This window comes from Nocardioides taihuensis, assembly GCF_042657275.1.
In the GTDB taxonomy this organism is placed as follows: Bacteria; Actinomycetota; Actinomycetes; order Propionibacteriales; family Nocardioidaceae; genus Nocardioides; species Nocardioides taihuensis.
The window spans coordinates 860631-880629 of sequence record NZ_JBHSKD010000027.1 but is presented as its reverse complement, the minus strand read 5'-3'; the positions used below and the strand labels follow the sequence as shown (position 1 = coordinate 880629).

At 69.7% G+C, this 19999-nt stretch carries 20 protein-coding genes, 2 tRNA genes and 3 pseudogenes; 12 read left to right on the top strand and 13 right to left on the bottom strand.

Annotated elements, in window-relative coordinates; translation table 11 throughout:
• Positions 1-211: 211 nt before the first annotated feature.
• The gene (locus tag ACFPGP_RS22210) at positions 212-505 is read right to left on the bottom strand and encodes a hypothetical protein (RefSeq protein ID WP_378593510.1); all 294 of its coding nucleotides are present in this window, start codon (positions 503-505) and stop codon (positions 212-214) included.
• 253 nt (positions 506-758) lie between these two features.
• Here ACFPGP_RS22210 and ACFPGP_RS22205 point away from each other — a divergent pair, with 253 nt between their 5' ends.
• From ACFPGP_RS22205 to ACFPGP_RS22185, 5 genes and pseudogenes are all read left to right on the top strand, one after another.
• Positions 759-2165, top strand: coding sequence for a hypothetical protein (locus ACFPGP_RS22205; RefSeq protein ID WP_378593508.1), 1407 nt, complete (start codon positions 759-761; stop codon positions 2163-2165).
• 200 nt (positions 2166-2365) lie between these two features.
• Positions 2366-2593 (top strand): annotated as a pseudogene (locus tag ACFPGP_RS22200) (tyrosine-type recombinase/integrase); the annotation flags it as partial.
• Between the two features lie 9 nt (positions 2594-2602).
• Complete coding sequence (locus ACFPGP_RS22195) at positions 2603-3418, top strand: tyrosine-type recombinase/integrase (protein ID WP_378593587.1); 816 nt, start codon at positions 2603-2605, stop codon at positions 3416-3418.
• Positions 3418-3690, top strand: coding sequence for a hypothetical protein (locus ACFPGP_RS22190; protein WP_378593506.1), 273 nt, complete (start codon positions 3418-3420; stop codon positions 3688-3690). The genes ACFPGP_RS22195 and ACFPGP_RS22190 overlap by 1 nt, the downstream gene beginning before the upstream one ends.
• A 77-nt stretch (positions 3691-3767) precedes the next feature.
• The gene (locus ACFPGP_RS22185; protein WP_378593504.1) at positions 3768-4826 is read left to right on the top strand and encodes a DUF932 domain-containing protein; all 1059 of its coding nucleotides are present in this window, start codon (positions 3768-3770) and stop codon (positions 4824-4826) included.
• A 287-nt stretch (positions 4827-5113) separates the two neighbouring features.
• On the opposite strand, the gene ACFPGP_RS22180 is transcribed toward ACFPGP_RS22185, so the two are convergent.
• Positions 5114-5758 (bottom strand): hypothetical protein, encoded by a 645-nt coding sequence (locus ACFPGP_RS22180; RefSeq protein WP_378593503.1) that lies wholly within the window; start codon positions 5756-5758, stop codon positions 5114-5116.
• A complete protein-coding gene (locus ACFPGP_RS22175) occupies positions 5755-6024 on the bottom strand; it encodes a hypothetical protein (RefSeq protein WP_378593501.1) in 270 nt (89 codons plus the stop codon). Before ACFPGP_RS22175 ends, ACFPGP_RS22180 begins: the two co-directional genes overlap by 4 nt.
• A 284-nt stretch (positions 6025-6308) precedes the next feature.
• Here ACFPGP_RS22175 and ACFPGP_RS22170 point away from each other — a divergent pair.
• A pseudogene (locus ACFPGP_RS22170) lies at positions 6309-6917 on the top strand (PGN_0703 family putative restriction endonuclease); the annotation flags it as partial.
• A 127-nt stretch (positions 6918-7044) separates the two neighbouring features.
• Here ACFPGP_RS22170 and ACFPGP_RS22165 read toward each other — a convergent pair.
• From ACFPGP_RS22165 to ACFPGP_RS22150, 4 genes are all read right to left on the bottom strand, one after another.
• On the bottom strand, positions 7045-7623 hold the full coding sequence (locus ACFPGP_RS22165) for a hypothetical protein (RefSeq protein WP_378593499.1): 579 nt from the start codon (positions 7621-7623) through the stop codon (positions 7045-7047).
• A 66-nt stretch (positions 7624-7689) separates the two neighbouring features.
• A complete protein-coding gene (locus ACFPGP_RS22160) occupies positions 7690-8286 on the bottom strand; it encodes an SHOCT domain-containing protein (RefSeq protein ID WP_378593497.1) in 597 nt (198 codons plus the stop codon).
• A 154-nt stretch (positions 8287-8440) separates the two neighbouring features.
• Entirely contained in the window at positions 8441-9955 is a 1515-nt protein-coding gene (locus ACFPGP_RS22155; RefSeq protein WP_378593495.1) for a hypothetical protein, read from the bottom strand.
• Entirely contained in the window at positions 9945-10115 is a 171-nt protein-coding gene (locus ACFPGP_RS22150; RefSeq protein WP_378593493.1) for a helix-turn-helix transcriptional regulator, read from the bottom strand. The genes ACFPGP_RS22155 and ACFPGP_RS22150 overlap by 11 nt, the downstream gene beginning before the upstream one ends.
• A 190-nt stretch (positions 10116-10305) precedes the next feature.
• On the opposite strand from ACFPGP_RS22150, the gene ACFPGP_RS22145 reads away from it, so the two are divergent.
• On the top strand, positions 10306-10911 hold the full coding sequence (locus tag ACFPGP_RS22145; RefSeq protein WP_378593491.1) for a helix-turn-helix domain-containing protein: 606 nt from the start codon (positions 10306-10308) through the stop codon (positions 10909-10911).
• A pseudogene (locus tag ACFPGP_RS22140) lies at positions 10908-12008 on the top strand (site-specific integrase); the annotation flags it as partial. The gene ACFPGP_RS22145 and the pseudogene ACFPGP_RS22140, both read left to right, overlap by 4 nt.
• Positions 12009-12214: 206 nt before the next feature.
• Here ACFPGP_RS22140 and ACFPGP_RS22135 read toward each other — a convergent pair.
• Together ACFPGP_RS22135 and ACFPGP_RS22130 are read right to left on the bottom strand one after the other, a co-directional pair.
• Positions 12215-12290, bottom strand: a tRNA-Lys gene (locus ACFPGP_RS22135).
• A 65-nt stretch (positions 12291-12355) separates the two neighbouring features.
• A complete protein-coding gene (locus ACFPGP_RS22130; protein WP_378593489.1) occupies positions 12356-13849 on the bottom strand; it encodes a phytoene desaturase family protein in 1494 nt (497 codons plus the stop codon).
• Between the two features lie 118 nt (positions 13850-13967).
• Between ACFPGP_RS22130 and ACFPGP_RS22125 the strand changes: the two genes are divergently transcribed.
• A complete protein-coding gene (locus ACFPGP_RS22125; RefSeq protein ID WP_378593487.1) occupies positions 13968-15938 on the top strand; it encodes an ATP-binding protein in 1971 nt (656 codons plus the stop codon).
• A gap of 55 nt (positions 15939-15993) precedes the next feature.
• On the top strand, positions 15994-16941 hold the full coding sequence (locus tag ACFPGP_RS22120) for a pirin family protein (protein ID WP_378593485.1): 948 nt from the start codon (positions 15994-15996) through the stop codon (positions 16939-16941).
• Between the two features lie 25 nt (positions 16942-16966).
• On the opposite strand, the gene ACFPGP_RS22115 is transcribed toward ACFPGP_RS22120, so the two are convergent.
• The 4 genes from ACFPGP_RS22115 to orn form a co-directional block, all read right to left on the bottom strand.
• Entirely contained in the window at positions 16967-17479 is a 513-nt protein-coding gene (locus ACFPGP_RS22115; RefSeq protein WP_378593483.1) for a GNAT family N-acetyltransferase, read from the bottom strand.
• Positions 17480-17528: 49 nt separating this feature from the next.
• Positions 17529-17762 carry a hypothetical protein gene (locus ACFPGP_RS22110; RefSeq protein ID WP_378593481.1) on the bottom strand — a complete coding sequence of 78 codons (234 nt, stop codon included), beginning with the start codon at positions 17760-17762 and terminating at the stop codon, positions 17529-17531.
• A 103-nt stretch (positions 17763-17865) separates the two neighbouring features.
• Positions 17866-17941: transfer RNA gene (locus ACFPGP_RS22105), tRNA-His, on the bottom strand.
• 47 nt (positions 17942-17988) lie between these two features.
• Complete coding sequence (gene orn, locus ACFPGP_RS22100; protein WP_378593479.1) at positions 17989-18630, bottom strand: oligoribonuclease; 642 nt, start codon at positions 18628-18630, stop codon at positions 17989-17991.
• A 124-nt stretch (positions 18631-18754) separates the two neighbouring features.
• Here orn and ACFPGP_RS22095 point away from each other — a divergent pair, with 124 nt between their 5' ends.
• Together ACFPGP_RS22095 and ACFPGP_RS22090 are read left to right on the top strand one after the other, a co-directional pair.
• A complete protein-coding gene (locus ACFPGP_RS22095) occupies positions 18755-19264 on the top strand; it encodes a MauE/DoxX family redox-associated membrane protein (protein ID WP_378593478.1) in 510 nt (169 codons plus the stop codon).
• Positions 19245-19997, top strand: a complete 753-nt coding sequence (locus ACFPGP_RS22090) for a DsbA family protein (protein WP_378593476.1) — start codon at positions 19245-19247, stop codon at positions 19995-19997. Before ACFPGP_RS22095 ends, ACFPGP_RS22090 begins: the two co-directional genes overlap by 20 nt.
• Positions 19998-19999: the final 2 nt, after the last annotated feature.

The window sequence follows — 19999 nt, the reverse complement described above, 5'->3', positions numbered from 1 at the left end:
ACGTCCCGACGTGGAGGTCCTGGTTGACGATCAGTGGCGCCCGGGCGAGATGAGGATGCAGACCCGACTCGATGACGGATCTTGGCTCGTCCAGGTGCAGTGGCAGCCCGTTGGCAGTCACTCCCGCCGAATCGACACCTTCTCCTCCGACCGTGTTCGCTCTGCCGACTCTGATTCAACTGGCCGCTGACCGCGCGACCGAGAGGCAGGTCTACACCTCGCGGAAGAGGACGTAGCGGGCCGAGTGTCCCTGATCCTTCTCCGCCCAGCCGAGCTCGGCCATCCTGAGCTCGGCCTCCTTGCGGATGGCGTTGTTCAACGGGTGCATCGTGTCGCCCACGGGCACGCCAAACAGGTCGTTGAGCAGCCGCTTCACAGCGCGCACCTGGCTGCTGTTGCCGTGGAAGATCCGCTCGCCGTCCTCGACCACGGACTGCTCATACATGGCCCGGTAGAGCTGCTCCAGGTCGATCCGGTAGCCCTCGGCCTCGAAAGCTGTGCTCATGTCTCCCCGATCCTCTGGTGCGCTCAGATACACGCCGACCTTCACCCATCTCCTGGCGGTCGGGCAAGCGCTGGGGAAGGTACGGGGCATCTCGTGCCGACCGGGAGGCTCTTGACCTTCGGTCCTAGCTCTGGATCAGCATCCCTTGGCAAGCGGCATCGCTGTACCGCGCGGCAAGACTCAAGAAAGCGTCAGGGCTGGCTAGGGTGTTGTTCGGTCATCGTTCGAGCAATCGTTTCACCGGGGGTTTCGCATGTCCGAGGAGTCGTGGCATCAGGCTCGCCTCATTCCCACGTCCGGGATCTCCGGGGCCGAGGAGCAGGAGCGCAGGGCGACCTCCGCCTACCTTGCGGTTCTCGGCGCCGTCAAAGAGTTCGCTAGGGCGGTGCTCACGCCACTGGGAGCCCCTGCCGGAACTATCGAAACCTACGTCGAGGTCCCCTTTGTGGTCGGGGAGAAGAAGGTGATTCCCGACGGACTAATCCGAGTGCGCCGAGGCAATCGATCCTGGACCGCGCTGGTCGAGGTAAAGACCGGTCGAAACGAGTTGCAGACCGAGCAGTTGGAGAACTATCTAGATGTTGCCCGCGACCAAGGTTTCGATGCTCTGATCACCATCAGCAATGAGATCCCAGCTATCGCGGGTCAGCATCCAACCAAGGTGGATAAGCGGAAACTGCGCAAGGTCGAACTGCACCATTGGTCCTGGACGTACTTGCTGTCGGCCGCAGTGATGCAAAAGGAGCACAGAGGGATCAGTGATCCCGAACAGGCGTGGATTCTGGGCGAGCTAATCCGCTACTTGGAGCACCCCCGGTCCGGCGCCATGGAGATGGAGGACATGGGATCGAACTGGGTCACGGTGCGCCAAGCAGTGACCGAGGGGACGTTGAGGGCGACTGACAAGTCCGCCCCAGAGGTTGCCGCTCGATTCGATGCCCTCCTGCGCTACGCCAGCCTGCGACTTGGCAGGCAACTGGGCACTGAGGTGGTGCACGTCGTCACTCGGAAGGAGCTGGCGGAACCCAGCCTTCGCACTCAATCCTTGCTCACGGGGCTGGTCTCCACTGGCTCCCTGTCCGGTGCCATACGCATCCCAAACACCGTTGCGCCGATCACGGTCACCGCCGACCTTCGCGCTGGTCGCATTACTTGCCACCTTGACGTAGACGCACCGAAGGAGGGGCGTGCCACAACCCGAGTCAACTGGCTGCTCCGCCAACTCAAGTCGGCGCCCGACGGTGTTCGAATCGAGGCTTTCATCGCCAACGCCCGGGGCGACGGAGCCGCCGAGCTCCTTGGCGCCGTGCGACAGGAGCCAGGCGCCCTGATCCACGACCCAAAGAAGGAGCTGCGGTCCTTCCGCATCGCAATGAGCGTCCCGATGGGCGCAAAGCGAGGACGAGGCAGGGGATCGTTTATCGACTCGGTACTGGATCTAGTCGATTCGTTCTACGGCGATGTCGTGCAGTTCTTGAAACCTTGGGCCGCCGCGCCGCCGAGGATGCGGGAACCCGAGGTCGTGCCTCACGAGGAACCAGTCGCTCTGGCCTCGACGGCCATCTCTTCTCAAGACGGTGCCGAACCCGTCGCCCAAGTGGGCCCAGGCGAAGGCAGCAGTTCGCCAAGTCGTACGGGGGAGTACAACCCTGGGCGGTAGGTGCTGCCTGATAGAACGTGGCAATCGGATCCCTATTGGTGGCCATTCCGTGAGATAATGAAGTATCACTTAGGAGACGTGAGCCCTTAGTTGGCCCTGACTGAGTGACTGATTCAAGTCCCGGCAATAGGCCGGTGACTCCTAGCCCGCATCTTTCGACATTCGTGTCGGGATGCGGGCTTTTTCTATTCCGAGGAGGAATGTCTATGTCAATCACGCCAAAGCAATCGCGACGGCTCGCATTGGTGGGTCGCGACCAAGCTGACCACCTTGAACCTGAGGTCTCGGTGGCGGAGTTTTTGCAGGAGTGGTTGTGGGGCAAGCAGGCCCTGCGGCCCTCAACTCACGCGAGCTACGAGGGCCATGTCCGGAGGTACTTGGAGCCCTACCTGGGTGGCCTGCCCCTGAGCGCCCTGGGCCCGGCCCACGTGGACCGCATGTACCGCGAGATCGCGATGCTCAACGACAGCCGTGACCGACCGATCTCGGCGGCGACCCTGCGGCGCATCCACGCCACCTTGATGAGCGCACTCAACACCGCCGTCAAGCGCGGGCTGATCGACCGCAACCCTGCCAGCACCGTCGAGCTCCCACGCGCCGCGAAGCCGACCACCACCGCCTGGACGGCAGAGGAGCTTGCACGCTTCCTGGACGCGATCAGCGACGACCGACTGCACACCCTCTACCTCGTGCTCGGCCTCGTGGGACTACGCCGGGGAGAGGCCGTGGCCCTCCGCTGGGATGACCTCGATCTGAACCGAGGTCTCCTTCGGGTCCAGCGCTCTGCGGTGCGCACCGGCAAGGTGCTGATCGAGGGCCCACCGAAGTCGGCCAGCGGGTCGCGGACGGTCGCCATCGACGACGAGACCTGTCGCCGCCTCCACTGGCACGGGTGTCGACAGCGGCTGGAGGTGCTCCGCGCCACCGGTCTGGCGACCTCGCCGACCCTGGTGTTCACCACGCCCCAGGGGACGCAGCTCGACCCCACCTACGTCTCCCGGCACTTCGACCGCCTCGTGGCCAAGCAGGAGTTGCCGCGCATCCGGCTGCACGACCTGCGCCACACCAGCGCCTCCATCGGTCTCGCATCGGGGGAGTCCCTGGTCGAGGTGAGCAGGCGCCTTGGGCACAGCTCGATTACCGTCACGGCGGACGTTTACAGCCACGTCGCGCCGGTCGTGGCGAAGGAGTCCGCCGAGCGGCTGGCCCGGCAGGTCTACCGCTCCGCAGCCGTCTCGGGGGAGGAGCAGTAGTGGAGGGGATCCGCAGGGGCTGTCGACGGTTCCGCGATGACCTGCACCTGTGCTGGCGTCACGTCGCGGACTGGGGACGACACATCTGGGACCGCCTCACCAGCGAGCCCGGGTACGCCGAGGCCGTCGCCGCCCTCGTCGTGGCGTCCGCCGAGCTGCTGACCCGCAGCTCCCGCGTGCGCCGACTCGCCCACGATCTGGCCAGAGTCCTGCTGGCCGTGATCCGAACCCTCGTCCCACAACCTGATCCCGGTGACGGTCTCTGGACCTGACCCTCCGTCACCCGACCACACCGAGCCTCCGGCACCACGCCGGGGGCTCTCGTCATCTAGAAGGAAGGAACCAGCTCATGTCACGCGAGACCTTGAGCCACCTCAACACCAACACGCTTATCGGGAACACCGACGCGCGCGGCACCGCCTGGCACTACCGCGCCGAGGAGCAGGGCCAGGAGTCCAACCACTACCCCGGACCGATCCCGGTCGCCGACGTGGAGCGCCGCCTCTTCCACTGGACGGCGGTCTCCCGCCGGGTCGCCGTCGAGACGCCGGTGGACGCCAGCCGGTCGGCGTCGTCCTCGGACTACGGCACGACGCACTGGCAGCCGTTGGAGGACCGGCAGGCCATCTGCCGCGACGACACCGGCGCCGTGATGGGGATCTTCGCGCCGGGCTACCAGATGCATCAGTACCGGGAGTGGCTGCTGACCACGGTGGCCGACATCCTCGACGACGACCTGTGCATCTCCTCGGCCGGAGTGCTGCGCGGCGGTGCCGTTGCGTGGGTGGAGGTCTCGGTGCCCGAGAGCATCACCACCCCAGAAGGCGTGGTCTTCCGCCCCAACCTGCTGGCGACCACGTCCTTCGACGGGTCCATCGCGACCACCTTCAAGCGGACGGTGACGGACGTGGTGTGCGACAACACCCGCGAGGCCGCGCTCGCCGAGGACGGACAGGACTACCGGGTCAAGCACTCCCGGAACTCAATGGCCCGGCTGGGAGACGCTCGGCAGGCCCTCGCCCTGGTCCACACCATGGCCGAGGACTTCGCCGCCGAGGTCGCCCAGCTCTGCGCCACCACGGTCACAGACAGCCAGTGGGACAGGTTCCTCGACGCCTACGTCCGTACCCGAGACCGGCGCACCGATCAGCCGCTCCACGGGCGGGCGCTCACGCTCGCCCGCAACCGGCGGGAGGCACTCGACCGGCTGTACCGGCGCGACCCCCGGGTCCATCCGTGGGCCGGGACCGCGCACGGCGTCCTCCAGGCCGTGAACACCTGGGAGCACCACGAGAGCACCGTCCGTGGCAGCTCCCGTGCCGACCGCAACATGCTGCGCACCGTCACCGGAGGGTTCGCCGAGCTCGACCGCCTCACCCTGCGGACGCTCCAGGGCGTCCTCGGCTGAGGTGCCGGGGAGGCGGCAGCTCGGGGCCGCCTCTCCGCTGTCTTGTCGCGCCGCACTCAGCTGTGGCCGCCGTCAACGATCCTTGGCGTGGCGTCCATGGATCTGGCGGCGGCTGCTGGAGCACAACGCGGCTGTGTCTTCCGGGCGGCTGATGCCCCCGCCGGTGTGCGTCCAAACCGTGTCATCCAGTTCCTGACCGCACACCGTGACGAACACTTCCGGGTCGCGGAGCGCGTGCCACCGGTCGTCGTAGGGGGACTTGGCGAAGAGAGCCGGACGGTGGCCGGTCACGTGGAGCCCGGGAGATCGAACCTCAGCATCCCCACACGTGGGTGGGGCGGGACCTGGCTCAGTCGCCGGTGCAGGTGCTCGAAGTTGAACCGTGGCTTGCTCCGGTTGTTGAAGATGCCGACGAACGCGAGCGGCAGGGGAGCGCCGGGGTACTGCTGCTCCGCGGCGTTGAGGATTGCCGAGAGCTTCTCGAAGTCGCGGACGACCTCGGTGTAGTCCAGACCTTCGATCTGTGTGGCGGACACCTTGAGCTCGGTGATCACCGAGAAGTCCTTCAAGCGCCCAAGCCCCGACTTCGGGTTCGGTGCCCCGTCGGGCAGTTCCACTTGGGCCAGGGCCGCACGCCGGGGGAGGTCGACCACGGGCTCGCGGAGGACCAGAAGGTCCACCATCAGGTTGCTGCCCCGGAACCGGGCGGCGGCGGCTTCTCCGAGGTGTCGGGCTCCGAAGTCGACCTCACGGACCACGTGCATCAGCCCGACCCGCTGGATCATGAAGTGCGCCAGCCACGCCTGGTAGGTGGCTTCCGGGGCCACCGTCCCGGCGCAGGTCTCGGTGAACTCGCGCCACGCCTCCTCGAAGGCGGCCGCGTGAGCCTCGGAGACGGGGTCCGGTGGCGTGGGTCCGGCCACCAGCTTCACCAGTCCTGCTGCCGGATGCGGGGGTCCATGAGGATCGCCCACGTGTAGGCCGAACCCTGTCGGTCCTTGATCGCCCCGGGGCCGTCGGCCGGCATGGCGTCGAGCGCCTTGCGAAAGTTGGTCTTCGACAGGGACCGTTTGGCACGGTCGACGAGCAGGTAGTTGCCCGGCACCTCGTAGGTGAACGGGAGTCCCGTCTTGGTGTGGAAGGTCTCCTTGGCGTGGTTGCGGATGCGCGTCCACACCGCGTCGATCTCTGGCGTCACGCCCGTCCTCCTGGTGATCTGACTGCCAAGCCTGACTCGGTGCCCGCTTGGTCCGCAAGCAGTGAATCTGGGGAGGCGGCAGCTCGGGGCCGCTTCCCCACCAGGTAGGTAAGGACGGCCTCAGAAGGGCGGATGAGCCCAGGCGGTGAGGACGGCGTCGATGTCGATGCGCGGGCGACCGGCGGTGGCGAGGTTGCGGACGGCGACGGTGTGGGTGCCCTGGCTGAGCTGGGCTTGCCAGGTGATGACGCGGTTGGTGTTGCTAGGGGCCTGGGTCCAACTTCCTCTCCGACCCGATCCGACGCGCGGCCAAGGCACGGATGGGGGAGGAGCAACCCCACGAGACGCCCTACAAGGGACGACTCCAGCACGACCTGCTGTCCTCGATGCCCATGTGCTTCAACCTCTTCGGCGAGCTCCCCGAGGACCCCGCCCGCGCACGCCGCACGGCCGAGCTCCTGTTCCCGGGCGTTGGCCCCGGCCCGGTCACGGTGCGCTTCGAGTGGTCACCGGCGCGACGCGACCCGAGGTTCACCAACGACCGGACCGCGTTCGACGTGGCCCTGGAGGTCGGCGACGGGAGCCCCAAGCAGATCATCGGGATCGAGACCAAGTACCACGAGCACGCCCTGCCCGAGAAGAAGCCCAAGCCCGAAAACGCCCAGCGGCACGCGCGCCAGCGCGAGCACTACACCAGGATCGCAGTGGCCCGGCCCGACGTGTTCAAGCCCGGCTGGCAGCAGCTGCTGGGCACCGACCTCGAACAGCTCTGGCGCGACCACCTGCTGCTGCTCTCGATGCTCCTCACCGTCGAGGAGCTCGTCGACGCCGACGTGCTGCACACCGAGGAGACCAACCGGCTCTTCCGGGAGCGCTACCTGTGGTGGCGCTGAGACCGGCGCCGCCCCAGCGGTGACCGGCGCGGGATCGAGGCGGTGATCGGACATCAAGTCCGATGCACCTGAAGGCGTCGGCTGCGCCCCCGCCTCCAACCTCGCCCATCCACGCCCTGGCTGGGAGTCACCACGACGGTAGGTCATGGTGCCAGGGGTGTTCAGGCGGCAGGCCGACCCGTGGCTCCTGGCTCTGGTCTCTGAGCTCGGGTGGCAGCAGCACGGGGACCGTCGGGGTGGGCTCCCCCAGGAGGTCCCAGCGCTCCTCGTAGCGCTCGAAGTTCTCGACCTTGATGCGAGCCTGCGCTACGGGGGCGTTGCGCTTGCCTGGTGGGGCAAGTGGATCTGTGAGCCAGTTCATGTGGACGATCCACGCGGCGGCAGCGACGTGGTCACGTGGGACGACGAAGGCGCGGGGCGGATCAGCGTGCATGGTGGGGATGGAGACCAGGACGAACCACTCGTGCCCCGAAAGGTCTGGGAGCTGCGCCTTCTCGCCCAAGAGCCATGAGATGCGGTCGCCTGCGCTCATGGTCGCCTTCACCTGAATCTCGACAGTGGGTCGGTGGTCCAAGTGAGTTGCAACCGCAAGGATGTCGGTGCGCTCCAACCCATCGCGCGTCAGCGCGGGGGCCCAGCCGTGGCGGGCGAGGGTGGCGCAGGCCCAGTGCTCGCCCACGGACTTGGTCATCTTCGTGTCGGCCATGCGCTGATCCTGCCGGAGAGCCGGGGGTCGGCAACCAGATCCGGTGCTGCCCGGCCTCCGCTTGGGCTAGAGGCGCTTCAGCAGCTCGGCCTTCTTCGCTGCGAACTCCTCGTCGGTGACGATGCCAGCGGCGTGGAGCTCGGCCAGCTTCTTCAGCTGGTCGGCGGCGTCGGGCTGAGGGGCTGCCGGAGCCGGGGGAGGCGCCACAGGGGCAGCGGCTCCGAGTGCGTCGAGGACGGCCCGGCCAGCGGCTTCGAGCGCCATGCCGGACTTGTCGGCCCGGTTCGACCAGTCCTTCTCGGTCGAGAGCGTGTGCACCTTGCGGTCGGTGGCGATGGTGAGCGAGATCGTCCGCTTCTCCTTGGAGTCGAAGGGGGTCTTGTACAGGGCCGAGCCCACCGCACTCCTGTCCTGGACCTGCTCCCGATACGTGATCGACTTCAGCTGCTCGTACGGGGTCAGGGGCGTCATGGTGTTGAGCACCTTGCTGACCCGCACGTAGCCGCCGTCGTAGATCGCGATGGTGCTGGTGCCGAACTGCTTCTCGATCACCAAGCTCCCGGCCTGGGCCTCGTTCTCCGCCGTCTGCCTCTTCTGCTTCTCGACCTGGCCCTCGATCTTGTCCACGGCGCCACGCCACCAGCTCTTCTTCTCCTCGCCCATGCTCACGATCTTGGCTGAGGAGTCAGTCTCTGCACCACCCCGACACGGCGGGGAGTGAAGCCTCGGTGGAAGGTGGGCAAGCGGAATCGGACCCGGTGGCGAGCTCAAAGTGGCACACACTTCGTACACCCCCCCAAGGTGGTAAGGATGTGTGCTACTTCCTGCCGTTCCCGCCGTCGAGTGGGCGTCCTGTGATGATGTTCCGGGCCCGTCGCTCGCGTTGGTGCTGCTCCCTCTGTCGTTGCTGGCGACCGCTCGATCCGAACCCCTTGGCAGCCACCTCAGGGGACGTGGCCCCTGGCTGCCAGCGACCACCGACGCGGTCGAGCAGTCCCGCCTTTGCGAGGTCGGTCAGTGCTTCCCGGACGGTTCGCACCGACTGGCCGGTCAGTTCTACTAGCTGGCGATCGTCGCTCTCGGGGTGAACCAGCGCCTGCAGGAGCACGAGCAAGCGATTGAGCCCGAGCGCGATGTGGTTCCGGAAGGCATCGGCCCCCAGCAGGCTGTAGACCGTCTCCATGAGGTCGACCGTAACGGCAGCCGTGTCGTCCGGCGGGGTGGCCAAGCGCCAGGTGCGACTCATCCAGAGCCGCTCGTGTGGGCGATGGGTCTGCGCCACCGGCTTCACCAGGCCCACCTCCTCCAAGTGAGCCAGTGCCCTTCTCACGGTCTCGATACTGCTCACCCCGGCGATCTCACCGAGCTCACGCACCGAGGCGTCGAAGTCGCCCCTGCCGGACCGTCGGACGACCTCCACCAAGGCGAGGTAGACCGCGAATCTGCTACCGCCTGCCCTGCCCGGCCACGGCCGCGAGAGAGCGAGGCCGACGAGCTCCCGAGCGACCCGGTCCATGCCTGACCTGACCGCGCGGGCAGGGTTCTCGTGCACGAACTCGACGGCCGCTGGCCAGATGGAGCGTTCGATCCGATCCCGCTCGCGGTCCCAGTCCCCTCGGGAAGCGAGTAACTGAGCGATCCCCAACTCCGCGCAGGTGATCACCGTGAGGAACTCATCGACCGACCACCCGGCGTTCACGGCCGCCACCGCCAAGCCGTACAAGTGGTCGGACATCGTCTCGTTGCTGCGCAGCATCGTCCGGTTGAGCGTCGCCACCGTCCAGAACGACGCACCTCGCCGGGGCAGTCGCCCCATCAAGCGGGCCACTGCCTCATCCGGGTCGGTGGGCAGGAGGAGACGGCTGACGCCGCTCCCCGACCGGTGGGGACTCAGGGGTGGGCGGATGTCTCTCCTGCGCTGACTGGCGGTGATCCCCGCCGCCCTCATCTCCATCCCGATCTCCTCGCCCGCGCGCACGTAGACGTGTCGGCGCCGCCGCCCGCCAGATGCGACCAGGACCGGGGCGTAGCCGCGCAGGCGCAGGAGGGCATACAGGTGCGCCGCCTGTGCCGGAGCATCATGGTCGTCGAAGTCGAACGCAAGGATGCCCGGCCGCACAGCCAGGAAGTAGGCGCTCCCGGACGCCACAGCCTCGCTGATCGACACCGGTGGTCCGACGACGCGGTTGTCCGGGTCCAGCAGACGTGCCTCGCCCCGCCCCACCGTCCGTGAGAGGGCGAGACGAATCTCGGGGTCCGCCACGACCTCACCCGCTCGCCGCTCCTGCTCCTCAGCCCACAGCTCCCAGGCGTCCGGCCCGTCACTCGCCACGGTCTCCCTCCTCCTCGTCGCGCCCCTCCAGAAGCGCCAGCAGGGGCCGCACCGGGACCAGGATCCGGCTGCCCAACCGCACCGTCGGCACCGGGAACTCGCCGCGACCGATCAGCTCGTAGGCCAGAGAGCGGCTGATGCCGAGGATGCTCGCCGCCACCGGCACCCTCGTGTGCAGACCGAGGGCGCGGACACGGTCGCTCGTCCATGGGACCGGCGTAGACAGGGATCCGGACCCAGAACGGTCACTGGTCGTCATGACGCCCAACCCTGCGCCGGATCGTCCAAGGATTCAACGCAAAGTTTGATCAAGATCGGTTGACCAACAGGTTGGATGCTAATGTCCTCGCATGGCCAACATTGATGTCCGCTGGTCCCTGCCCTTCATCCGCACGGACGGGTCCGGGCGCCAACCCGAGACCGAGACGATCACCGTGCCCCAGGTCGTCGCCTACAACATCGCCAGGGCGCGGAAGGCCCGGAACCTCAGCCAGCTCGACCTCGCGGGGCGCCTCGCCTGGGTCTCGGGGAAGCTCTGGTCGGTCGCCTTGGTCAGTGCGGCGGAAGCCGGGTGGGCAGGTCGCACGGGTCGGGTGCGGAGCTTCAGCGTCGACGACCTCGTCTCGTTCGGCCTCGCGCTGGAGGTGCCCGTGGCGTGGCTCCTGCTGCCACCGGCGACGACCCCGTCCGGGGAACCAGCCCCCGAGTCCGCCGCCTGGATCACGATGCGGCCCGGGGAGGAGGTCACCAAGCTGCTCGACCGCGAGGTGATGGCGTGGCTCGCGCTGACGAGGGTCGACCCCGAGGACGACGACAACCTGCTCGGGCGGCGACTCGGCGAAGAGTTCCGCGAGTTTGCGTCCCGCGAGCCGGGAGAGGAGGAGAGGCGCATCGTGAAGAAGATCAAGGACTTGCTGGGCGAGCTCGACGCGCTGGTGGAGGGCCACCAGTCGTGAGGGGGTCGGTGGAGAAGCGTTGCTCGTGCCCGCCCCGCCGGAACGCCCAGGGCCAGCGGCTGGCGTGCGCGAAGTCCCATGGCTCCTGGTACTACGTGCTCGACGTGGGCCGTGACGCCTCCACCGGCCGACGGCGGCAGGAGCGCCGAGGGCGCTATGCCACGCGCGCCGAGGCCGAGTCCGCGCTCGCCGAGGCCAAGAGACGGGTCGACACCGGGCGCTACCGATCCGACGACCGCATCACGCTCACCGAGTACCTCACCACCTGGCTGGACGCCAAGACCAGCGACCTGAGGCCCACGACTCTGCGCGACTACCGACGCCACATCGAGAAGACGCTCATCCCCGAGCTCGGCCACCTGCGGTTAGGTCAGCTACGCACGGTGCACATCACCGAGATGGCGCGCCGCCTGGCCGCCGACGGACAGGGAGCGACCACGGTGCGCCGGACCCATGCCACGCTCCGCTCCGCCCTGGCCGACGCCGTGCGCCAGCAGCTCATCGAGACCAACCCGGCCACCAATGCCCAGCTCCCGCGCCAACCCCGGCCCAAGGTCCGCCCCTGGGAGCCCCACGAGCTCGGCGCCTTCCTCGACAGCTGCGCCGGTGACCCCCTCGCGTCGGTGTTCGAGCTGGCCGCACTGAGCGGCCTGCGGCGAGGTGAGCTGCTCGGGCTGCGGTGGAGCGACCTGGACCTCGCGGCCGGAGTCCTGGTCGTGCGACAGCAGATCGTGCAGCTCGACGGGCACATCTGGCACTGCTCCGCCTGTCGAGCGTACCATCGAGGGGTGGCGCTCCAAGCACCCAAGACCGCCAGCGGCGAGGCCCGGCGGGTCGACCTCGGAGCACGGCTGGTCCAGGTGCTGCTGCGCCACCGCGCGGAGCAGAACTCCCAGCGCAGCTACTGGGGGGAACTTTACCGCGACCACGACCTGGTCTTCCCTCAGGAGAACGGGGACCCGATGCGGCCGGACTACCTGACCAAGCGGTTCCACGACCTCGTGCTCGCCAGCGGGCAACGCCCCGTACGGCTGCACGACCTCCGTCACGGCCGTGCCTCACTGCTGCTCGCCGCCGGAGCCGACATCGCGGTCGTCTCCAAGGTCCTGGGACACTCCTCGATCACTCTGACCGCCGACACCTACTCCCACCTGCTGGAGGGGGTAGGTCGGGTCGCAGCGGAGGCCGCCGACGCGCTGGTGCCGCGAGGCCGCCGTGACCAATCGGTGACCAACACGGCTCGGAAGACAGCCGAGGCCCCGCCCGAGCTGACTCAGGAAGGGCCTCTGACCTGCAAGAACTCTGGTACGCCATCAGGGACTCGAACCCCGAACCCGCTGATTAAGAGTCAGCTGCTCTGCCAATTGAGCTAATGGCGCATGCCGCAAGGGCGAGGCCAACACTACCAGCGGGGGTGGGCCGCGAGAAATCGAGGGACCCCGGTTCAGTGTGCTGCCAGCACCGCCTGTGCGGCGTTGTGACCGGCGATCCCGGTCACCCCTCCGCCCCGTCGGGCGCCCGCACCGCACACCAGGACCGACCCGACGTCGCTGGCCACGCCCCACTGCCGCGCAGGGGTGTCGAGGAGGGCACGGTTGGGGGCCCACGGCCAGTCGAGGTCGCCGTGGAAGGGGTGCCCCCCGGGCATGCCGAGCTCGGCCTCGACGTCGTGCGGCAGCCGCGCCTCGATGCACGGCTGGCCGTCGGCGTCGCGCGCGACGCAGCTCTCCAGCGGCGCGGTCAGGTGACGGTCGAGCGTGGCCAGTGCGCGCTCGACGACCAGTCCCTGCCGGGCGACGACGTCGGTCGTGAACAGCGAGACCGGGACGTGCTGGACCAGGAGGGAGAGGAGGTGCTGCCCGTCGGGGGCGTGGGCCCCGAGCGGCGAGCGGTCCACCAGGGTCGGGCAGTGCACCTCGAGCGGTGGGGCGTCGGGCACCTCACCTGCGGCCGCGGCGGCCGCCGCGGCCTCGATCGCGTCGAGGCCGCTGTCGAGACGCAGGGTGCCGGCGAAGGCGGCCGCCGGGTCGTCCCCGGAGGCCAGGTCGGGCAGGCGGTCGAGCAGCAGGTCGACCTTGACCTGCGCTCCCTCCGGCTTGGTCTCGGGGTCGTCGCCCTCGCCGAGCAGGATCCGCAGCACCCACGGCGCGACGTCGGCGAGCACCCACCGGGTGGCCACGGTGTGGAACTGCTCGCCGTCGTGCCAGGTCACCTCGGCCGCGTCGTCGGACCCCCGCACGGCACTGACCCCGGCTCCGGTGACCACCTCGACCCCCGCGTCGGACGCCGACGCCGCCAGCGCGGCGGTCACCGCCCCCATGCCGCCGCGCGGCACGCGCCAGCCGCCGCGGGCCAGGCCCAGCGCGTGGTGGAGGAAGGATCGGTTGCCGCGCAGCGACGGCTCGGCGAGCGAGAAGGAGGCGCCGGCCAGCGCCGTCGCGCCGACCAGGCCGCGGGTCAGGTCGTCGTCGATCCGCTGCTCGAGCGTCGTGGCCAGCGGCGTGGTCACGAAGTCGCGCCACAGCCCCGGGTCGAGCCGCTCGCGCACCTCCCGCTCGAGGGGCAGGGGCTCGAGCACGGTGGCCTCGACCACGTGGGCGAGGTCGACGGCGTCGGCCCACACCTCGCGCCACGCGTCGTACGACGCGGACGGCGGCGAGAGCGGGGGATAGGCCGGCTCGGGGCGCGGCAGCAGGTCGAGGTCGAGCCCGAGGTCGGCCACCACCGACGCGGGGATCGAGGCGAGCTGGGCGTGCCGCGAGACCCGGGCGGCGTGGCCCGGGAACGACGGCGCAGCCACTGCGGCGCCGCCGAGGTGGTCGAGTCGCTCGAGCACGAGCACCGCCAGGCCGGCGCGGCTCAGATAGGTCGCGGCGACCAGACCGTTGTGGCCACCTCCGGCCACGACGACGTCATATGTTGTGCGGGCAGGACTCACACGCACCAACCTAACCAACCCCCGCCTGCAGCCACCCCCGCGCCTGTCCGGCGCCTGTCCCTCGGGAGTCAGACTGGACACCGCCCGCGCCACCCGGACCGCGCTGCTGCTGGCCGCGATGACCGTGGTCGGCACCGGCGCGGTGCTCAGCCGGTCGGCCGACGCCGTCTCCTCGGAGATGTGGCCGGCCGGCCTCGGCGCGGCTGCGCTGTTCGGGCTGACCCGCCGGCAGCGACCGGTGGTGCTCGTCCTGGTGCTGCTGCTGGCCACCGGGTCGTTCCTCGCTGGCGGCCGGCCCTGGGAGCTGGCCCTGGCCCAGGGGGCCGGCGTGGCGCTCGAGGCATGGGTAATCACGGCCGTCGTCACCGACCGCGGTCGGCGCGAGGCCCGGCTCCTCGACGACGACGACTTCGCGCGGCTGGTGATCGCGATCGCGCTGGGCGGGCTGGTGGCCGCGTCGTGCGCGACCGTCGGCGCGGCCATCGTCGGTGTCGAGCACCGGTGGTTGGCGCCGGCCGGCACGTTCGTCGGCCACGCGTCGTCGGCGCTGATCCTGCTGCCGTTCTTCATGCGCACCAACCGGTTCTCGACCTTGGCCCCGCCGCTGGAGCGGGCCTGCCAGTGGGCGCTGCTCGTCGCCGTGACCGGAGCGGTCTTCCGGCCGAGCGACTTCCCGCCGCTGCTGTTCCTCGTGATCGCGGTGCTGGCCTGGGGCGCGCTGCGGCTCCAGCTCCACGAGGTGCAGGTCGAGCTCCTCTTCGTGGTCACGGCGGGCACGGTGATGACGTCGTTCGGCCTCGGGCCGCTGGCCGAGGTGCCGCAGGAGTTCGAGCTCCCCGCCGACGTGCCCGGGATCGTCCTGCAGGCCTTCTTCCTGGCCTGCGCGCTGGTCACGATCCCGATGACGCTGCTCGTCGGGCAGCAGCGCACGGCCACCCGCGAGGCCCGCATCGAGCGTGACAAGGCGGCCAGCATCGTCGACAGCGCCAATCTCGCGATCATCGGCACCGACGAGACCGGCCGGATCACGCTGTTCAACCCCGGCGCCCAGCGACTGCTGGGGTACGACGAGTCCGACGTGCTCGGCCAGCTCACGACCATGTTCCACACCCCGGCCGCCATCTCGCGGAAGGCCGAGGAGCTCGGCGTCGCCGACGACTTCACCGCGGTCGCCCTCGCGCTCGCCGAGCCGGACACCCCGGCCACCGACATGCGGTTCCTGCGCAAGGACGGCGCCGAGCGCACCCACTCGATGACGCTGTCGCGGATCGTCGACGACCGCGGTGTCGTGACCGGCTACGTGAGCACCTCCGAGGACGTCACCGACCGGGTGCGCGCCCACGACGCGCTCGTCGACGCGCTCGAGACCGAGCGCCGGGCCGTCGAGCGGCTGCGCGAGGTCGACCACGTCAAGGACACCTTCATCTCGACGGTGAGCCACGAGCTGCGCACGCCGATCACGAGCATCACCGGCTACCTCGAGCTCCTCCTCGACGACGGCTTCGGCCCCCTGACCGAGGAGCAGGCCGACGCGGTGCGCCGGGTGGACGGCAACAGCCGGCGGCTGCTCTCGCTCATCGACGACCTGCTCACCCTGTCGCGGGTGCACGAGGAGGGTCTCGGGCTCGTCCGGCGCGAGGTCGACCTCGTGGCCGTGGTGCGCACGGCGTACGACGACACGGCGCCGACCTGGGCGCTGCGCGACCTCGACGTGACGCTCGAGGTGCCCGAGGAGCCCCTGCCGCTGACCGGCGACGAGGACATGCTCGAGCGGGTGGTGGTCAACCTGCTCTCCAACGCGGTGAAGTTCACCCCCGACGGCGGCCGGGTGACCACGCGCCTGCGCGCGGGCGACGGCGAGGCGGTGCTCGAGGTCGAGGACACCGGCATCGGGATCCCGGTCGAGGAACAGGGCCGGCTGTTCACGCGCTTCTTCCGCGCCTCCACGGCCCAGGACCGGGCGATCCCGGGCAGCGGCCTGGGGCTGTCGATCGCCGGCGCCATCGTGGAGTCGCACGGCGGCCGGATCGAGGTCGAGTCCGGTGAGGGTGCCGGCACGACGATCCGGGCGCACCTGCCCCGCGGCTAGCGTCGGGACGGAATATCCAAGATTCAACTACTGTTGTGCGGGCCGAGGAGGAAACATGCCCGCCATCACCGTTGACGACCTGACCGTGCTCGACCGCCTGCGTTCCCCGGGGCTGGGTGACCAGCCGCGACCCGTGTGGCAGGTCACGACCGCTCCGCAGGGCTTCGAGGGGGAGGGGTTCCCGGTGCGGCGCGCGTTCGCCGGCATCGACCTCGCGCACCTCGACCCGTTCATCATGATGGACCAGATGGGTGAGGTGGAGTACGCGCCGGGCGAGCCCAAGGGCACGCCGTGGCACCCGCACCGCGGCTTCGAGACCGTCACCTACATCATCGACGGCGTCTTCGACCACCAGGACTCCCACGGCGGCGGCGGCACCATCACCAACGGCGACACCCAGTGGATGACCGCCGGGTCGGGCCTCCTGCACATCGAGGCGCCGCCGGAGTGGCTTGTGCAGCAGGGCGGCCTGTTCCACGGGATCCAGCTCTGGGTGAACCTGCCGCGCGACGCCAAGATGAACAACCCGAGGTACCAGGACCTCCGCTCCGGTGAGGTGGCACTGGTCGCTTCCGCCGACGCCGGCTCGCTGGTGCGCGTCATCGCCGGCTCGGTCGACGGGCACCACGGTCCCGGCTCGACGTACACGCCGATGACGCTGGTGCACGCCACCATCGAGCCCGGTGCGCGTCTCGACCTGCCGTGGGACGTCGACTTCAACGCCCTCGTCTACGTGCTCAACGGACAGGGCACCGTCGGCACCACCCAGGCGCCGATCCACACCGGGCAGTCCGCCGTGCTCGGCGCCGGCGACTACCTGACCGTGGCGGCGTCCGGGTCTCAGGAGAGCCGCTCGCCCCGACTCGACGTGATCGTGGTCGGCGGCAAGCCGATCCGCGAGCCCCTGGCGTGGGCCGGCCCGTTCGTCATGAACACCAAGTCGGAGGTCATGCAGGCCTACGAGGACTTCCAGCGGGGAGCCTTCGGCCACATCCCGGCCTGACGTCGGCCGGTAGGGCAGGGGCCGGCTACAGGTCCTTGGCGAACCACGCCTGGGCGTAGGGGTTGTCGTTGTAGCGCTCGATGCTGACGTAGCCGGCCCGCTCGTACATCGCGACAGCCTCGAGGAGCGTCGCGTTGGTGTCGAGCAGCACCCGTCGGTGGCCGAGGTCGCGGGCCTGTTGCTCGAGGTGGCGCAGCAGCCGCGACCCGAGGCCTACCCCGCGCCAGGCGGGGTCGACCCACATCCGCTTGATCTCGGCGGCCTCGGTGGGGGCCCTCCCGTCGGTCCCACCCAGCGGTACGACGCCGCCGCAGGCGACCGGCTGCCCGTCGTGGGTGGCGACCACGAAGACGCCCGGGTCCGCGGAGGAGCCGGCGTACCCTGCCTCGCCCGGGTCGAAGCCGCCCGGGAACCGCTCGTCGAGCTCGGCGAAGTAGCGTGCGACGGCGGCCCGGGCCACCGGGTCGTCGGGCGGCACCACGCGCAGGTCCACGGTGGCAGCCCGGCCCCTCAGGTCGCCGTCCGTCGTGCGGGCCATCCGCCGACCCTAGTCAGCGGACGGGTCCCGTGTCACCGCCCGCGCGCGGTCAGGCGACGCTGCGCGGGCGTGCTCGCTCACCGATCGCGTCGGCCAGCGCCCGGAGCATCGCGTCGCGCTCGTGCGTGCGCACCTCCCGGACGATCTGCCCGACGAGGTCGACGAGGCGGTCGACCGCCTCGACGCCGTGCGGCTCGTCGAGCGACGTGGTCGTGTGGACGCGGCGTGCCGCGATCCGCAGCGCTGCCAGCTGGACGTCGCTGAGACATTCCCCCGTGCTCACCCGTTCTCCCCCAAGCTCGTGGTGTGCGTGGCGGCCACCCTAACCCGCGGTCGCCGGATGCACGAGACCCCCGGCCGCACACGGCGACCGGGGGTCCGATGACTGGGGTGAGCGACGGGGCTTGAACCCGCGACCCTCGCGACCACAACGCGATGCTCTACCAGCTGAGCTACGCCCACCAGGGAGCCCCGGGGATCGCCCGGAGCCGAGGGAGAGTCTAACCAGATCAGGCGGTCGGGCCGGAATCGGGATCGTCACCCGACAGGCCGGTCAGCGACCCGCCGTGCCGGGCCGCGATCGCCCGGGCGGTGTCGCTGTCGGGGCCGGGCGGCGGGACGAACACGGCGTCGCGGTAGTAGCGCAGCTCCTCGATGCTCTCCTGGATGTCGGCGAGGGCGCGGTGGTTGCCGCGCTTGGCCGGCGCCTGGAAGTACGCCCGCGGGTACCAGCGCCGCGAGAGCTCCTTGATCGAGGACACGTCGACGATCCGGTAGTGCAGGAAGGCGTCGAGCGTCGGCATGTCGCGGGAGAGGAACATGCGGTCGGTCGCGACGGTGTTGCCGGCCAGCGGCGGGCGGCTGTGCTCGGGGCAGTGCGCCCGGACGTAGGCCATCACCTGCTCCTCGGCCTCGGCGAGGGTCAGGCCCTGGTCGAGCTCCTCGAGCAGGCCCGACTTCTCGTGCATCTCGCGGACGAAGTCGCCCATCTGGTCGAGCGCCTCGGGAGCCGGCTTGACCACGAGGTCGACACCCTCGCCGAGCACGTTCAGGTCGAAGTCGGTGACCAGGGCCGCGACCTCGATCAGCGCGTCGGCGCTCGGGTCGAGCCCGGTCATCTCGCAGTCGATCCAGACGAGTCGTTCGTTCACGGTGGCCCACCCTAGACCTGTCGCGCCGCGGCGTGGGGGCGAAGGTCCCGACTCCCCGGGACCAACGGCTCGACCTGGTCCCGTGCTCAGGAATTGCTCAGTCCCCGCCCCTAGAGTCGATCGGGTGAGGGACTGGCTCGGTCTGGTGGCGCGCCTCGTCGTCGGTGGCGTCTGGATCGTCGCCGGTCTGCTCAAGCTCCCCGATCCCGCCGGCAGCGTCCGCTCGGTGCGCGCCTACCAGCTGCTCCCCGAGGCCGTCGTGCCGACCGTGGGGCACCTGCTCCCGGTCCTCGAGGTGACCCTCGGGGTGCTGCTCGTGCTCGGCCTGCTCACCCGGGTCGCGGCCGCGGTCTCCTCGCTGCTCCTCGTCGCCTTCATCGTGGGCATCTCCGCCGCCTGGGCCCGCGGGCTCGAGATCGACTGCGGCTGCTTCGGGAACGGCGGCTTCCGCGCGGACGCGACCGACGCCTACCCGTGGGACATCGCGCGCGACGTCGGCCTGCTCCTGCTGTCGGTGTGGCTGGTCGTCCGCCCACGCAGCCGCTTCTCCGTCGACGCGCTGCTGTTCCCGGCGCGCCGCGCGACGTACGACGTGAACGACGAGAGGACCCCCGATGTCGAAGAAGTCCGCTGAGCTCTCCCGCGCCGAGCGGGCACGCGCCGAGATCGAGCGCCAGCAGGCTGCCGACCGACGCCGCAACTGGGTGGTCGGCGGCATCGTCGCCCTGCTCGTGGTGGTGGTCGTCGTCGTGGGCTTCGTGCTCACCAGCTCGAACGACCAGACCGGCAAGACGGCCGCCGCGGTGCCGGGTGGACTGTCCAGCGATTGGACGGTCACGCTCGGCGACCCTGGCGCGCCGACGACCGTCACGATCTACGAGGACCCGCAGTGCCCGATCTGCGCCCAGTTCGAGGCGATGTCGAGTGACGCGCTCGAGAAGGCGGTCGAGGACGGCCGGGTCAAGGTCGACTACCGCATCGTCTCGTTCCTCGACACCCACTCGCAGAACGAGTACTCCTCGCGCGCGGCCAACGCCCTCATGGTCGTGAACGAGGCCTCGGGCAGCGAGGTCTTCAAGGCCTACCACGACCTGCTGTACCAGCGGCAACCCGCCGAAGACACCGCCGGCCCGAGCAACTCCACGCTCATCGACTGGGCGGTCGAGGCGGGCGCCGACCGCGCCGCCGTGACGCCCGGCATCGAGGACGACGTGTACCAGCAGTACGTCATCGACGCCGCCGACCAGATGTCCAAGGAGGGCATCACCGGCACGCCGACGATCATGATCGACGGGGAGATCGTGGGTCGCGGCAACCCGCAGGAGGCGCTGCAGATCCTCCTGGCGAAGCTGAAGGAAGGCCAGTAGCC